The following is a 14973-nucleotide window of genomic DNA, read 5'->3' as shown; positions in this document are numbered from 1 at the left end:
CCGGCCGCACCTGATCACAGGCTGCCTGCCGACCACCGGCCTGGACCTTCAGGGCCTGATCGAGACACCGGACATCACGGATTCAACCTGAGTAAACGAAGAGGTGGCTCCAACGAGTTCGGTGTAGGCCGGCCGGTCAGTGATCGAGTACACGATCTCGCCGAGCGTCCCGTTCTCGCGCCGCAGCTGATCCCGAACGAGATAGCCGTGGCCCTCCAGCTCCCCCAAGGCGGCACGCACGCTATTGCGTCCGTCGGAGCCGACACGGACGAGGTCTGCGATGGTCAACTGCCAACCGTCGCGGTGCGTACTGATGAAGCCGAAGATCCCCTTCGCTTTGAACGAGATCCTGGTGTCGCGGAAAAGGCCGTTGGCGATCTGAGTGAAGTGATCGGCCGCCATGACCCCTCGGCGGACCCCCGCCCCAAAGCCGCTCACCGCCACGCCTCCGACACGGGCTGCGCTCGGCTGCCGGAGCAGTCCACCCGGCCCGCCGGAATACAGCGGACGGTCAACCAGGGTGCGCGGGCGTGCATGTGTTCCATGCCGTCAGCTCACCCGCCGCCCCCGACCACGTCGCTGACCACCAGCCCCGACCACCGGTCACGATCCGACAACAACGGGCGGAACTGCCATGGTCGGGTCTGTGGTCGCCCCGACTGCGCAGGTTCAACCGGGGCGTCCGGCGGCAGCGCAGTCCGCCTGCGCACTGCCAGCAGGCGATGCGCATTCGTGCCTGCACGACAGGGTGAGGATCCTGCGCAGTCGGATTGCGCGGTCCGACTGCGCAATCCGTCGAAAGGGCATTGATCTTGCCTTCCCTGACGTGCGTGCTGCACTGCGCAGCCGACCTCTACAACTCAGGCTGTGCACCGGAGTTCACTGCCACTTTGGCAGCCCGGTCGGACGCTCGCCCGCTGCCAGCCGACGCGCGAACGTTGGGGAGGTAAGGCTCTGTCCCCGGCGCCCGGCCAAGCCGTGGTCGGGTCTGTGGTCGGGGCGACCACAGACCCGACCACGGGCTTCGTGTCCTCATCGTGACCGTGGTCGGGGTCTGGTGGTCACCGGCGTGGTCGGGGGTAGCGGGTTGTCTCGAGGTCAGCAACATCCGTTCTGACCTGGGAGATTGACCATGTCCCCTGGCACGCAGGCCTCACCGAGCGAGGCTGCTGCTCCGATGGCGGCCGGCGCCCGCCTGGAGGCGATGCGGCGCCGCGTACGCCTCTCCCGCGTCGCGGCCTGGACCGTCATCGCGGCCGGCCCCGTCGCCCTGTGCATCGCCCTTGCCCCCCACCCGACCACGGTCGAGGCAGCCGCTGCAGCGAAGCCCGCCGCCGTGCGCACTGCCGCGGCGAGTGCCGCCGACCCGGCCGGCTTTGCGCAGTTGTTCGTGCGTGCGTGGCTGCGCAGCAGCGCGGACGACGCCACGAGTGCGCAGGCGCGGCTTGCGCAGTCGATGGCGCCCAACGTGGATCTGCCGCAGCCGGCCGCAGATGCGCAGTCGACACCGGAGGCCGTGATGACGCTGCGCAGTGCGCAGGCCGGCGGCGGTGGCTGGGTGGTGACGGTGGCTGCGCAGTACGCCGACGGATGGGTTCGCTACTACACGGTGCCGGTGGCCGCCGACCGCGCAGGCAACTCGTTCACGGTGACCGGCGCGCCGGGCGCGGTCGCCGGCCCGGTTCGTGCCGCCGAGACCCCGTCGCCCTACGACGTGATCGTGCCGGACGGTGATCTGTCCGCCGCGGTCGGGGAGTTCCTGGCCGCCTACCTGACCGGGGCCGGCGAAGTCGACCGCTACCTCGCGCCCGGCGTGAAGCTGACCGCTATCTCCCCCCCTCCCTACCAGACGGTCACCGTCCAGCAGATCTCCGCCGCCGAGGAGGCCGCGGCCGCCGAGAAGGTTCCTCCCGACGGCACTACCGTCCGCATCTACGTGACCGTCGAAGCCCGTGACAGCTCCGGGCGTTGGCCGCTGGGCTACCAGCTCACGCTCAAGGCGCGCTCCGGCCGGTGGGAGATCGCCGCGCTGGAATCCGGCGACACGGCCTCGGACGGGAGGCTGCGGTGAACACGCTGCACAGCCTGATGCTCGCCGGTCAGCTCAACGATCTCGGCAACAGCTGGATCAACATGTTCAAGGAGTGGGCCACAAAGGGCCTTCAGGCCGGACTGGTCGTGCTCGTGGTCGTGGTCATGATCCAAAAATTCTCCCTCAAGGCGGGGATCGGCGCCCTGCTGCTGATGGTGATCGCGCTCGGCTTGTACAACTCGCGCAACGACCTGGCCAACATGTTCACCGACGAGGTGAAGCACCCGTCCAAGGGCGCACCCACCCACCCCGTCATCTTCCAGTCCGAACTCCCAGGATCCAGTGACCACTCGCCGGACGCCGGGGGTCGGCTGTGACCGCGGGCGCGGTCCGCATGGGCCGCTTCTACACCTCCGCCCGCCGCCACCCGTGGGTACTGGGCAAGGTCGCCGACTGGAGGATTCCCCTCGGCCCCTACACTCCGGCGCAGATTGCCCTCGCCGTCGGCGGCGGCTTCCTCCTGATCAAGACCATCAGCTGGTGGTCCTGGCTGGGTCCAATCCCCATCGTCGCGTGGATCCTGGCCATCTGGGCGGTGCGCCGGCCCAAGATCCGCGGCCGGGCCCCGCTGCAGGCCGCACTCGGCTGGGTGCTGCTCGGCTGGCAGCCCAAGGGAGGGCGGATCGGCGGGCGGGCCGCGCGTGACCACGCTGCCCGGCCACTGCTCGGCGGCTTCACCGTCGAGGGCGCACCCCAGCCAGCCGCTTCCCCACATGCGGTGGCGTCCCGAGTCAGTCACCCCACGCCCGCCCCGCCTCCGTGCCGCGGGCGCCACCCGAGCGCCACTCGCCCTCGCGGGCGCCGCAGTGCGCAGCCGACGGCATCTCCGGCAGGTCCGGTCTCCGGGGTGCAGCAGCTGCTCGCCCGAGCCCAGCAGAACGGAGGCGCGCGATGAGAGTGCCCATCCGGCACATCGCCGGGCACCTCGTGTGGTCAACGCAAGGCCACGTGTGGGCCCTCTACCGCCTCCACCCCGGCCCCGACGCACAAGGACAGCGCGAGGAGACCGTCCAAGGCACCTACCTGCCCGCCGCGGTCCGCGACGAACAACTCGCCAAGATCACCCACCTGGTGCGCTCACTGTCCGGAGCACCACGCCTGTTCGGACTGTGCGCACAGGTCGACCCCGGGGAGATCGCCCTCAAGATGATCGAAAGCATCGAACCGGCCGAGCAGGCTGACGGGTCGGGCCCGCATCCATGGGTGGAGAACATCGAGGCCACCCTGGATCTGCTGGACGACCAGGAGATGCACCACCGCACCCTGTGGCTGGCCGTCCCCCTGCAGACGGAGGCCGGGCGGCTGCAGATGTCCGCATCGCTCGGTGCGGCGTGGGCCGAGTTGTCGCCGTTGCTGGGTCTGCGGCCGGCGCCGGTGGCCCGGCGGGAGGTGACCGCCTACCGCGAACAGGCCGCCCGCGTGGAGGCGGCTCTGGCCGGAGGCATCGCCTTCCGCCCGGCCCGGCCGGCGGAGATCGTGTGGATGATCCAACACGCCCTACACCGCGGCCTGGCCGAGCCTCTGCTTACCGAAGCCGAGAGCAGCGCTCTGTTCGGCGGACAGGTCTCGGGCGGGGTGCTGCACTCCCCGAGCTACGCCGACCTCGGCCAAGTCCGCCTGCAGGAAGGCGGCATAGACCCCGAGCTCGACGACATCGGCGAGCTGAAGAATGCGGGGCAACTCACGCGGTCGGGGCGTAAGGCCTGGTGGCGACTGCACACGGGCTCGCCGCTGGGGCGGCGCTGGCTGCAGGTCGAAACCGACACCGGCGTCGGCTACCAGGCGCAGTTGGCGCTCGCGGAGTGCCCGCCCTCGGTCAGCGAGGACGCTGCGGATCTGTTCGCCCAGCTGGAGACGCTGGACTTCCCCGTCGACTACACGGTCGACCTGATGCTGGTGCCCGCGGAGAAGGCGCGTGACCAGGTATGGCGCAAGAAGAACGAACTCATCGACCAGGCCGACCAATACGACGCCCGCCCCACCGGCATGCCCGCCTCCCTGACCGAAGCCGCCCGCGATCTGGGCGAACTGGACGCCCGCCTCTCGCGCACGTCGGTCGAGGTAGAGGTGCAGTCCGTCACCGTCCTGACCGTGTGGGGGCCCACCGCCGCCATCTGCGACGCCCGGGCTCGCGCTCTGGCCGCGCTCCTCGCCGGCGCCGACTACCGGGCCGTCCGACCGGCCGGACTACAGGAGGCCCTGTTCACGATGGGCCTGCCCGGCACCGTACGGCCCGGCGTGGCACGGGAGTTCACCCAGCACCAAGTCTCCGAGGACTGGGCATTGTCTGGCGCCTTCACCGTGGGCGAGGTCGGCGACCCGAACGGCATGTTCCTCGGCATCGACCTGGACTGTGGCACCACCCGCCCGGTGATGATCAATGTTGCGGATGCGCCCAAGGTCGACGCCTCCGCATCGATGGGCATCGTCGGCGACCTCGGCGCGGGCAAGAGCGTCCTGCAGAAACTGATCGCCGAAGCCGTGTGGGCGCGCGGCGGCTGCGCCATCTGCATCGACCGCACCCCCGTCCGCGAGTGGGCCACCTTCGCCCGCACCGCCACCGCCGGCCGCGTGCAGATCGTCGACGCCGCCCAGGCCGAGGTCTCCATCGACCCGCTGCGCATGTTCGACGGGCCCGAGGGCCGCCACTACGCCCTGTCCTACCTCACCCTGCAACTCGGCATCGGCCCCATGAGCACCCACGGCGAGGTCCTCCACCACGCCGTCGAACAAGCCGCCGCCAGCGACGCGCCCTCCATGCGGCGTGTGCTGAAGGTGCTCGAGGAGATGACCACCCGCGACACGGGCAAACGGCAGGACGCCGCCGCCACCCTGGCCGGCCTCATCCGGGTCGTCGCGAGCAACCCGCTTGCGGCCATGGTCTTCGACCCCACGCTGCCGCCGGTGCAGCTGGACGCCTCCAGCACCTCCGACATGATCGTGATCACCACCACGGGGCTGAAGCTCCCGCCGAAGGCAGCGTTCGACAAGCCGGAGGTCCTGCATCAGCAGCCGCTGGAGGCGCTCATCGGGCGGGCGGTGCTCTACCTGGTCGCCGCGATCGCCCGCCAGACCGCCTTCGAGGACCCCGAACGCTTCACCGCGATCGTGCTGGACGAGCTGTACTGGCTCACCAGCTCGGCCGAGGGCACCGCCCTGGTCCACGAGATCCTCCACGACGGCCGCAAGCACGGCGCCGGCCTCATCGCCGGATCCCACGACGCCGACGAACTCGGCCCCGACCGCGGCCTGATGGCCTACCGCGCGCTCGCCCGCACCGCGGACCGCGAACGCGCCCGCCGCGGCCTGGACTTCGTCGGCCTCGACCCAGGCGACCCGGAACTGCTGCGACTGGTGACCACCGGCCTGTCCCCGGTCGGACAGCGCGGCCGTGAGGGCGAGTTTCTGCTGACCTGCCCGCGGCAGAACACCGGCCGCGTCAAGGTCTCCATCCCCCGCATCCCGCGCATTGCCACCTCCATCACGACCACACCAGGACGGGGCACCAGCACTCCCACCCGGACAGGACCTGAGTCGCTTGAGTCGCTGGCTGGCCAAGGTGCCGGGGCACAACCGACGGAAGGCGTCCGGTGACTCCGTCTTCGTGGGTCCGCGCCCACCGCGTCATCGCGACCGCCAGCGTACTGGCCGTTGTCGCCATCGCGATCGTCCTCCTGGTCCTGGCCGCCAAGTCGGGCGGGCTCAAGGGCTGGTGGCCACACACCGGCCGGGCTTTCGCCACAGACACGGATCCGTGCGACCTGATCACGGGCCCCGGCAAGAGGTATTGCGAGCGCAGCACCTCCACCAACGCCCTCCGCTCCGACCGGGAGCCGGACACCGCCAGCGCCGCCTTCGAACTGGTGCCCGCCGGTGCCGGAGTCGCGGCCCTGATGGTGTGGCAGCGCCGGGGTGTCATCCGGCAGGAGCAGCGCTGACATGTTCCGTCCCGACCGCACCACCCTGCGCTCAGCCGGCTTCATCGTCGCGCTGACCGGCGTGTTCCTCATGGTCAACACCCAGGTCGTGTACGCGGCCAGCAGCAACAGCGAGACCGGGGACTTCCTCGCGCCGCTGAACATCACCTCCTCCGAGGGCGTGTTGATCAACGGGTATGAACTCGACGCCTCCGGCGGGTCCATCGTCGACTTCAAGGGCCAGGCCCTCGCCTTCGCCCTGTCCGGCCTGTTCACCCTGATCCGGCTGCTGGTCGGCCTGGCCGGGTGGGCGATCGAGGTCGCCTTCCGCTTCCCCCTGCTGAAGATCCTCACCCGCCCCGCGCAGAAGGTCGCCGACACCTACGACCACATCGTCGTCGACACCCTCGGGATCAAGGGCTTGCTGCTGGCCTGGGCGTTCGTCTTCGCCGGATTCATGATCGTACGCGGCCGAGTGGGCCGCGGCCTGGGCGAAATCTTCCTCACCCTCCTCATCGGCGCCATCGCCGCCTCCGCCCTCATCCGCCCCGACACCCTCCTCGGCCCCGACGGACCGCTGGGCCAGTCCCAGCAGGTGGCCGCCGAGGTCGCCCAGCAGAGCGTCAACTCCTACGACTGGGGCGGGAAACTCGCCAGCAAGAGCCCCTGTGACGGCATGGCCGGCAACGCCGAGACCAAGTGCCTCAAGGAAGACGCCCAAGCACCGGTCTCCGCCGCGGACGTGGCCCGCCCGCTCCAGGACTCCATCACCAACGCCTTGGTGGTCAAGCCGTACATGCTGCTCGAGTACGGCCGCATCCTCGACCCCGCCAAGGCCTCCGATCGCCAGGCCTACGCCGTCCACCTCAAGTGGGTGTCCGGGGGCTACAAGGCCGGTGCTGTTAAGGACAAGAAGGACGATCCCTGTCGCTGGGTCAGCGGCATCGGAAAGAAGTACTGCGAGCGCGATCATGCCGCCAGGCAGGCCGGGCGTCCGCTGCCGGATCTGACCCCGGGCGGCGACTTGCTGGACGCGGCCAATCCGGTGCTCAGCAAGGAGGATCAGGAGTTCACCGCCTTCCTCGCGGATATGAAACAGGCCGGGGATGTCGGCAAGGCCTGCGCCGACTACGCCCAAAAACCCACCTGGTGGCGCGTCGGGGGCGCCGGCCTGCTGCTGATCGCCGCGCTGTTCGTCTGCGGCATGCTCCTGTCGTCCGCCATCGTCCTGCTCGGCACCCAGGGCGTGTGCGTGGCCGCAGCGGCCGTCGGCGGCATCACGTTCGTCGCGGGGATGCTGCCCGGGCCCGCACGCCAGAGCGTGTGGAAATGGCTGAGTTTGTGGGGGGTCGCCATCCTGGCCGTGGTCGGGATCTGCGCCTTCATCCCGTTCTTCGGCATCGCCATCGACGCGACGATCACCAACGGGCCCGACCTGATGGTCGAACGGATCCTGCTCATCGACGTCCTCGCCATTGCCGGCGCGGCCGGGCACCGCCGTCTGCTGACCGGGATCTCCTCGTTCGGCCGGCGCATGGCGATGCGGATGCGCTACGCCAAGGTCGGCGGCACCCACCTGCCCGGCGACACCTCCGAACTCGGCGCCGCTCTCGCCATGAACTCCCCCACCGCGTTCGGCGGTTACGGCGCCGGGCTGCGCGCCTTCACCGGCGGCGGAGGCGGTCGGTTCGGACTGCTGGGCACCCGCCAGCGGCTCATGGGTGCCCTGGCCTCCTTCGTCGAGGGCGCGGGAATGCCGGTCAACACCGGTGGCGTCCTCGCCGACGCCACTGCTGAGGCCGGCCGTGGTTTGGCCCCGCTGACCGCGGTCGCCGCGGTGGGTGGGCTGGGGGCGCGGCTTGGAGGGAAGGGCGGCTACTGGCTGCTGGTCGGTCGCCGCCCGGACCGCGAGCAGTTGGCGAAGTGGCGCAAGCCCACCGCCGACGGCGACGCTCCTGCTGGCGGCACGCCGGACGGCGGCACTGGTCTCGGTGGGTCGGGAGGTTCAGGGCCGCGGCGCCCCGGCGGGCCGGCCGACCGGTATCGCAACGAGGACGGCCAGGTCGTCGACCCGCACACGGGTCAGGTGCTGCATGACCAGCACACCGACCGCACGCTGCTGTCGACGCGTGCGCACAACCGGCTGGTCCGCTTCCGCGGCTACCGCATCCTGCACCGCGGCGGCCGCACTGCCTACGGGGCGACGGTCGGCCTCAACGCCAACGTCCGGCGCGCCAGGGCGGGCGGCTCGCGCTACGCCCAAGACGCCCGCCAGCAGGTGCGGGTATGGGGCAACACCATCCGCGAAGACGGCCGGGCCTGGAGTGACACCGGCCGCCACATGGCCCGCATCATGCGCGAGGACACCGACGACCGCGGCGGCCCCGGACCCTTCGGCAGCCGCCGTCTGGCCCCCGGCCGGGCGGCGACGCCTGCCGGCACTCGCAGGCTGGACCCGGATCTGCCTCGACCAGCTCCGTCTAGTCCTCCTGCGCCACCGCCAGCGGCGTCGCCGTCGTCGTCGTTCATGCGCCCGTCACTGATCAGGGAACCGGACGAGTCGTCCGACACAACCGGCTCAGCCGGGACGGACAACGCTGGCGAGGTGCGCGAGGCGATGCGCAAGGCCGAGGCACTGCGCGCGATGCGGGCCCGGTGGCGGCGCGAGAACGAAGACGGTGAGGACACGTGAGGCCCAACCGGCGCCGCCTGGCCCGATGGGGCTGTGTGGTGGCGCTGCTGCTGTTCGCCGCGGTGTGCTGTGCCGCCCCGATCGGGAACGCGATCAGCGCCTACGTCGCACTGGCCACCGGCGCGCAGGACGACGGCGGGATCGCCGAAGGAGGCAGCGCCGCGGACATCCCGCCCCGCATGCTCACCGCCTACAAGAAGGCCGTCCAGCACGTCGGCGAACACGTGCCGAAGTGCCAGGGCATGCGCTGGCCGATCCTCGCCGGGATCGCCAAGGTCGAGTCCAACCACGCGGTCGGCCGCAGCATCGCGGCCAACGGCGACATCCGCCCCAAGATCTACGGCGTGCTCCTCAACGGCTCCGGCGCCGGCGGAAACACCACCGTCTTCCCCGACACCGACGGCGGTCAATGGGACGGCACCTCGCAGGGTGAACGCGCCGTCGGCCCGTTCCAATTCATGCCCGCCACCTGGCAGGCGATCGGAGCAGACGGCAACGGGGACAAGAGAGCCGACCCGCACAACGCCGACGACGCCGCGCTGACTGCCGCGATCTACCTGTGCGGAAGCGGCCGCGACCTGACCCAGCGCGCCCAACTCAAGGCCGCGATCTGGCAGTACAACCACTCCAGCGAGTACGTGGCCAACGTGACGGGCTGGATCGACCAGTACACGGCCGCCGCCAACGACCCGGACCTGAAACACGTCTCCGGGAAGGCCCGCACCGTCATCGAGGCCGCGCTGGCCCAGCGAGGCGTGCCCTACTCCTGGGGCGGCGGCACCGCCAAAGGCCCCACGACCGGCATTTGCTGCTCACCCAGCGGCAAGAGCGGCGCGAGCACACGCGGCTACGACTGCTCGGGCCTGACCACCTACGCATTCGCCAAGGCGGGCATCCGCCTGCCGCGCACCGCGGCCGCACAGGCCGGCGTCGGCAAGCGGATCCCCGCCGGCCTCGGCCCCTGGGCACTCAAGCCGGGCGACCTCGTCTTCTACGCCTACGCTCCGGGCCACGACTCCACGATCTACCACGTCGGGATCTACGTAGGCGGCGGGCAGATGGTCAACGCCGCCCGCCCGGGCACCACCGTCCGCCTCGACGCCGTCAGCGCCATGTCCGGCTACGCGGGAGGTGCACGACTGTGGTGACCACGGCCCCACGCTCATCACGCCTACTGGTCCTGAGCAGCATAATCCTCGCCGCCGCTGGCCTCTTTGCTCTGCTGGGCGTGCCACACGGCCACGAGTCACCGGCGCCGGCACCAGGGCCTCCAGCGCGCACGGACACGACCACACCAACTGCTGGCTCTGCACGATCTGCGGGCACGCCGCCTGCCCGCGCAACTCCCTCGAGCACACCGAGCGCCGCGACGACACGCTCGGCGCTCGACTCCGCCCTACCACCGCACGGAGAGGGCGTGGCCGGCGACCGGGCGATCCAGCAGTCCCTGCAGGCGGCCTGGCCCGCCGACCTTTCCTCCGCGGACCAGCGCACGTTGCTCACTGCCGGGCGTGCGCTGCTGCGTGCGGACGCCACCGGCATCGGCCGCGAGAAGTGGCCTGCAGTCTTTCCCGACTCAGGCCAGGCGGTTGCGCCAGCGTTCGCGACCGCGCGCTTCCGGATCCAGGCCGCAATCGCCCGCCGCAGCAGCGGGCCCACCAAGGCGGTGGTGCATCTGGTCTGGGCCGGCACCGATCGCGGCGGCACCTTCACCGACAACCGCATCACCGACTGGCACTTCACCCGCACCGTCACGAAGAAGGGGGCGTTCATATGGACTCCGTATCCCCGGTCCTGACCGGCCTGCCCGAGGCCTCGGCATCCAGCCAGGTACTGGGCCTCGTTTCTGGCATCGTTCACATCGTCGCCTGGGTGATCACCTACTGGTGGGTGGTGGCCCTGGCCACCGCCGTCCTCGGGATGGCAGGTGAGGCGCTGGTACGTCATCTGGCGCGCAAGGCCTCCGCTGAGCGGATGGCCCTGGAGCTCGTTCCCTCCCGGCACTTCGACCCGGGCCTGGAGGAAATTTTCCGCCGGGGTGTGCAGCTGGCCCGGGCCTCGACGAGCATGCCGTGGTGGGCGCCACGCCGGGCGAAAGCGGTGCAGATCCGACTGCGGGCCGACGGCTCCAGCCCGTTGCGCTACCGCGTCGAGGGCCCCGCTGGCGGCGAACGCCTGCTGTCGATCACACCGTTCGGGCCGGCCGTCACCGTGAAGCAGGGCCATCCCCTCGTGGACAGGGCACGTGAGCACGTGGTGCGGGCGGAGTTCATCCTGCGCGGCCGGCCGACCGCGCCATTGCGTGAGGTGCCCTTGGATCCGGACCCGTTGCAGCCGCTGATCGACGCCGTGTCGGACTTGCAAGCCGAGCTAGGCGATCTCGCAGAGATACGGCTGGACATCCAGCGCGCTCCGAAGTGGTCGCTGCGGGCACGCCGTCTGCAGCTGATGACCGATGCGCGCCGCGCGGAGCGGCGCGAGGCCCAGCGGGCGGCCCGGTGGGTGCGGCGGGACGCAGGAGGAGTTGAGGACTCGCTGGCCTGGCAGCTGCAGGAACTGGTGGTCGGCAGGCAGGGCGGGGGCGGACGCCGGCTGGTCATGCCGCCGGTGCCGCGCCGGGTGGACCCGACCGAGGCGCTGGGCAAGCTCGCCGAGGACGACCACCTCGTGCGCGTGCAGCTGCTGGTGATGTGTGCGTCGAACACCGAGGGCCGCGCCGAGGCGAGGCTGGCCCAACTGCAGGCCGCATTGGATGTGTTCGGCGCTGGCTCCCGTTGGGCGATGGGCGGCTGGCGCGTGGGCCCGTGGCGGTTCGGGGCGGATCGGTGGCCCTCCCGGCGCGGGTTCGAACGCCGCTGGGATCTGGGGCACTGCCAGCCGCCCAGGGCGAACTGGGTCCGGTTGGAGGAGCTCACGGGGCTGCTCAAACCACCCACCGTGCATTGCCGACTGCCGCTGCTCGCCGGTGATCTGCCGACCTTCGAGTTCGCGAATCCGCAGCTGCTGCTGCAGGGGATTTACCACGGTCCGGACGGCCGACAGCGCCCGGTCGCGACCTACGCCAAGGAGACCCTGTTCGAGGTCGGGGTGGGCAAGGCGGGCGGCGGCAAGACCGAACGCGCCCTCGCCCAGGCCATCGGCTGGGCACACGCCGGCGGCGGGCTCATGTTCGTCGACCCGCACCGCGACTCCTGGCCGCGCGCCCTGCCGTTCCTCGCCCACGAGCACCTCATGAAGCGCATTGCACTGGTCGACCTCAACGCCCATGGCCCCACTGCGCAGCTCTCGTCCTGGAATCCGATCGGCATGCACCAAGGCCAGGTGGCCCACGAGGTCGTCGAGGCGAGTGCCGACGCATTCGCGTCCGTGCTCGCCTGGGATGACGCCACCGCTCCCCGCGCCCTCACCATCCTCGCCGCCAGCCTGGCGGTCCTGGTCGCCGTCAACGAGTCCGCCTGCCAGGCCGGACGGCCCGCAGACCAAGCCACCGTCTTTCACCTCCGGGCCCTGCTCACCGATGCGGGTTTCCGTACAGCGGCGCTCAAGGCGGTCGAGGAGCGCCTGGATACGGAAACCCTCTCGTGGTGGCGCGCGGTGTTCCCGACACTGCCGCCCGATGCCTACGCCGTCGTGCTCAACCCGCTCGCCCGGTTGGCGGCGAATCCCGTCACCCGTGCCTTCCTGGGCCAGCCGGCCGGCGCCTACAACATCCGGGCCGCGATGGACTCGAGGATGATCGTGTGGGTGTGCCCGGGCGGCAACGGACCCACCGACCGGCTCGTCACCGCGCTACTCGCCCGGGACCTGCTGCGGGCCGTGCGCTCGCGCCGTGACACCCCGGAGGCCCAGCGGGTGCCGTTTCGCCCCTACTTCGACGAGCTGATCACCCTCACCGGCGCGGCCCCGGAGACGATCGCCGCGATGTTCGAGGACTTCCGCAAGTACAAGGTCCACGTCCACGGCATGACCCAGCTGCTGGCCCGCCTACCCATCCCGGTGCGGCTCTCCCTGGTGCAGAACGCCTCCACCCTGGCGTCCACCGCCGGCTCGCAGTCCGCCATCTCCCCGATCACCGCCGAGTGGGGCGACCGTCCCAGCCCGGATGTCGTTGCCGCGCTGGACCGCTTCGAGCACTACATGTCGCTGACCGTCGCCGGCCGTCGCGTCGGCCCTGTCCGAATCACCGGCCCTCACCTGGACGACATCTTCGCCGACTACGCCCGCCCGCAGCGGGCCGGGGCGACGGAGCGCGCCGCCCTGGCCGCGGCGGGCGCCGCCCCGCTGGATCAGCTCACGGACCAGGCCGAGAACCAGCTCGCCCAGGTGAGCGACTTCCTCGCCCAGCACACCCCCGCCGCCAAGCCGGCCGCCCGCCTGCAGAAGAAGAGGAAATACAAGTGACCACAGCCTCCGAGACCCGGCTGTCCTGCCGTACGCCCAGCCCGGTCGAACCGTTGCCGCATCAGCTCCTGGCCGTGCTCGGCCAGCACCGGATGGCGACCACGAACCAGCTCCACGAACTGCTGCGGCCCGGCGTAGCGCGGCAGACCGTCTCCGCGCCGCTCAACAAACTGCGCCGCGACGGCCTGGTCGACTACACCGTGCTGCCGGCCTCCAACCGGTCCCGCGCCTGGTACCTCACCAGCGACGGCGCCCGGCTGACGAAGGACTTCCCCGCCTTGCGGGGACGTCCCCCCTATCCGATCACCTCGGCCACCGCTGCCTCACTCAAGACGCCACACACCCTGACCGTGGTCCGAACCCACCTCGCGTTCGTCACCGACGCCCGCCGCCGTGGCGACGAGCACGGCCACCTGGACTGGACCCCGGAGGTCTCCCACCCGCTCAGCGACGGCGAGCGGGTCATCACCGACGCGGTGATGCACTACACCCTCGTCGAAGGCGACGATCGCACCAAACTACGGGCGTTCATCGAAGTCGACCGCACCACGATGAGCAGCGAACGACTGGCCTCCAAACTTATCGAATACGCCCGACTGTGGTCGTACGAACCGCAGCCCGCCGGACGGCCCCGAGCACGCCACCCTGGCGCACCCGGACCCGTGTGGCTGCGCTGGTATCCCATTTTTCCCAGGGTGATGTTCGTACTGACCGGTGCCTCCCGCCACGTCCTGGACAACCGGATCAGCGACCTGCAGGCCATGACGGCCGAGCACCCCCTCGTCGGCACCCTGGCCCGGCAGGTGCCGATGGGTGCGGCCGTCCTGGAAGACCTCGAAGGCAGTGACGAGAACGCGTCTGTCTGGGTTCCGCTGACGGGCGGCGAGCCCCAGCCGTGGACAGAGCTGTGAGCAGCTGCCGACGTCGCCGCTCCCCGCGCGCGGCCCCAGCTAGTGGCTTGTCACGCAACCTTGGCCGGGTAATCGACCTTCGACGGCTGAGGTACGTCCGGCGGCTGACCGGGCCGCTCCGCGTACCGTGTCGGCGAAGAGGTCACCACGAGCCGGATGCCGGAGAAGCACAGCGCGTGGTCGCCTGCACCATCTCGCGGGACACGATGGCGGCAGGCATCCTCAGGGGCAGGCATGGCCGACGGCCCTGTGGTTCATCCATACCGCCACATCGCACACCTGCAGCGCACTCACCGTCTCCGCCACCCCCGCCGCCTGCCTCAGTTTCAGCAGTTGGCGGTGCAACGCACCGTCGTCCTCGCGCAGCGCGACATGGAGAGCGAGCCAAAAGGACGACGGCCGGCCTACGGCACAGCGGACGACTCGGTCGTAGACCGGGAGCAGTCGGGGCCGCTTGCGGGCCAGGATCTTCCCGGCGATGACCCAGTTGACCCCGTACTGCTCGCTGAGCAGGCTCCAGGCCTGCTCAGCTGGCGAGCCGTCGGCCACGACGAGCGCGCCGGCATCAACCATGTCGATGTCCCTGGGAATGGCGTGCAGCAGTCCGGACGCCGCGTGCCGAGGCGGCCCTCCAGGAGGTCCAGTGCGACAGGTGCCGGAACGGTGACCGACAGGGCCTGCACTGCAATCAGGTCTTCCGCCGTGATCTCGTCAGCGACCCCCGGCCGGTCTCCCCCACCGGCCAAATGCTCGAACCTGCTGCCGGTGAACGTTGCCTCACTGGGTGGCATGCCTATGCCGAAGTAGCGCCGTAGGTCGCCGACAATGCGCTCGGAGCTCAGCAAGACACGCAACCGCTGCCCTAAGAAGCCGTATTCCTATCGATCATGAGGACGGCTCTGATCGAACAGGTTCCCTGGTCGGGTGATCTTGGCCGCGCGGGCGCATGAAAGCAGGGCC

General features: G+C 70.5%; 12 protein-coding genes and 1 pseudogene. 10 read left to right on the top strand and 3 right to left on the bottom strand.

Features of this window, described 5'->3' with window-relative positions:
- Window positions 1-48: 48 nt before the first annotated feature.
- Window positions 49-402 (bottom strand): hypothetical protein, encoded by a 354-nt coding sequence (locus ACIRPX_RS45325; RefSeq protein WP_404206029.1) that lies wholly within the window; start codon window positions 400-402, stop codon window positions 49-51.
- Between the two features lie 775 nt (window positions 403-1177).
- On the opposite strand from ACIRPX_RS45325, the gene ACIRPX_RS45320 reads away from it, so the two are divergent.
- The 10 genes from ACIRPX_RS45320 (at window position 1178) to ACIRPX_RS45275 (ending at window position 14013) form a co-directional block, all read left to right on the top strand.
- Window positions 1178-2071, top strand: a complete 894-nt coding sequence (locus tag ACIRPX_RS45320) for a conjugal transfer protein (RefSeq protein ID WP_404206028.1) — start codon at window positions 1178-1180, stop codon at window positions 2069-2071.
- Window positions 2068-2409, top strand: a complete 342-nt coding sequence (locus ACIRPX_RS45315) for a hypothetical protein (protein ID WP_404206027.1) — start codon at window positions 2068-2070, stop codon at window positions 2407-2409. Before ACIRPX_RS45320 ends, ACIRPX_RS45315 begins: the two co-directional genes overlap by 4 nt.
- Entirely contained in the window at window positions 2406-2987 is a 582-nt protein-coding gene (locus ACIRPX_RS45310; RefSeq protein ID WP_404206026.1) for a hypothetical protein, read from the top strand. The genes ACIRPX_RS45315 and ACIRPX_RS45310 overlap by 4 nt, the downstream gene beginning before the upstream one ends.
- Complete coding sequence (locus tag ACIRPX_RS45305) at window positions 2984-5686, top strand: ATP-binding protein (RefSeq protein WP_404206025.1); 2703 nt, start codon at window positions 2984-2986, stop codon at window positions 5684-5686. Before ACIRPX_RS45310 ends, ACIRPX_RS45305 begins: the two co-directional genes overlap by 4 nt.
- Window positions 5683-6030, top strand: a complete 348-nt coding sequence (locus tag ACIRPX_RS45300) for a hypothetical protein (RefSeq protein ID WP_404206024.1) — start codon at window positions 5683-5685, stop codon at window positions 6028-6030. Before ACIRPX_RS45305 ends, ACIRPX_RS45300 begins: the two co-directional genes overlap by 4 nt.
- A gap of 1 nt (window position 6031) precedes the next feature.
- Window positions 6032-8701: a hypothetical protein gene (locus ACIRPX_RS45295; RefSeq protein ID WP_404206023.1), complete on the top strand. Its 2670-nt coding sequence runs from the start codon at window positions 6032-6034 to the stop codon at window positions 8699-8701.
- The gene (locus ACIRPX_RS45290) at window positions 8698-9849 is read left to right on the top strand and encodes a C40 family peptidase (RefSeq protein ID WP_404206022.1); all 1152 of its coding nucleotides are present in this window, start codon (window positions 8698-8700) and stop codon (window positions 9847-9849) included. The genes ACIRPX_RS45295 and ACIRPX_RS45290 overlap by 4 nt, the downstream gene beginning before the upstream one ends.
- A 269-nt stretch (window positions 9850-10118) precedes the next feature.
- Window positions 10119-10499, top strand: coding sequence for a hypothetical protein (locus ACIRPX_RS45285; protein WP_404206021.1), 381 nt, complete (start codon window positions 10119-10121; stop codon window positions 10497-10499).
- On the top strand, window positions 10475-13102 hold the full coding sequence (locus tag ACIRPX_RS45280; RefSeq protein WP_404206020.1) for an ATP/GTP-binding protein: 2628 nt from the start codon (window positions 10475-10477) through the stop codon (window positions 13100-13102). The genes ACIRPX_RS45285 and ACIRPX_RS45280 overlap by 25 nt, the downstream gene beginning before the upstream one ends.
- The gene (locus ACIRPX_RS45275) at window positions 13099-14013 is read left to right on the top strand and encodes a replication-relaxation family protein (protein ID WP_404206019.1); all 915 of its coding nucleotides are present in this window, start codon (window positions 13099-13101) and stop codon (window positions 14011-14013) included. The genes ACIRPX_RS45280 and ACIRPX_RS45275 overlap by 4 nt, the downstream gene beginning before the upstream one ends.
- A gap of 222 nt (window positions 14014-14235) precedes the next feature.
- Here the strand turns inward: ACIRPX_RS45275 and ACIRPX_RS45270 are convergent, their stop codons facing one another.
- Together ACIRPX_RS45270 and ACIRPX_RS45265 are read right to left on the bottom strand one after the other, a co-directional pair.
- Window positions 14236-14586 carry a DUF6308 family protein gene (locus ACIRPX_RS45270; protein ID WP_404206018.1) on the bottom strand — a complete coding sequence of 117 codons (351 nt, stop codon included), beginning with the start codon at window positions 14584-14586 and terminating at the stop codon, window positions 14236-14238.
- A gap of 110 nt (window positions 14587-14696) precedes the next feature.
- Window positions 14697-14804, bottom strand: a pseudogene (locus ACIRPX_RS45265) (DUF6308 family protein); the annotation flags it as partial.
- Between the last annotated feature and the right edge of the window lie 169 nt (window positions 14805-14973).

This window comes from Streptomyces sp. NPDC101225, from assembly GCF_044767585.1.
GTDB lineage: Bacteria > Actinomycetota > Actinomycetes > Streptomycetales > Streptomycetaceae > Streptomyces.
This window is presented reverse-complemented; position numbering and strand designations above follow the sequence as displayed.

Bases quoted from the DNA above. Each gene is read 5' to 3' on its own strand.
- ACIRPX_RS45280 (WP_404206020.1), top strand. From the start codon at position 10,475: ATGGACTCCGTATCCCCGGTCCTGACCGGCCTGCCCGAGGCCTCGGCA.
- ACIRPX_RS45305 (WP_404206025.1), top strand. From the start codon at position 2,984: ATGAGAGTGCCCATCCGGCACATCGCCGGGCACCTCGTGTGGTCAACG.
- ACIRPX_RS45320 (WP_404206028.1), top strand. From the start codon at position 1,178: ATGGCGGCCGGCGCCCGCCTGGAGGCGATGCGGCGCCGCGTACGCCTC.
- ACIRPX_RS45325 (WP_404206029.1), bottom strand. From the start codon at position 402: ATGGCGGCCGATCACTTCACTCAGATCGCCAACGGCCTTTTCCGCGAC.
- ACIRPX_RS45295 (WP_404206023.1), top strand. From the start codon at position 6,032: ATGTTCCGTCCCGACCGCACCACCCTGCGCTCAGCCGGCTTCATCGTC.
- ACIRPX_RS45270 (WP_404206018.1), bottom strand. From the start codon at position 14,586: ATGGTTGATGCCGGCGCGCTCGTCGTGGCCGACGGCTCGCCAGCTGAG.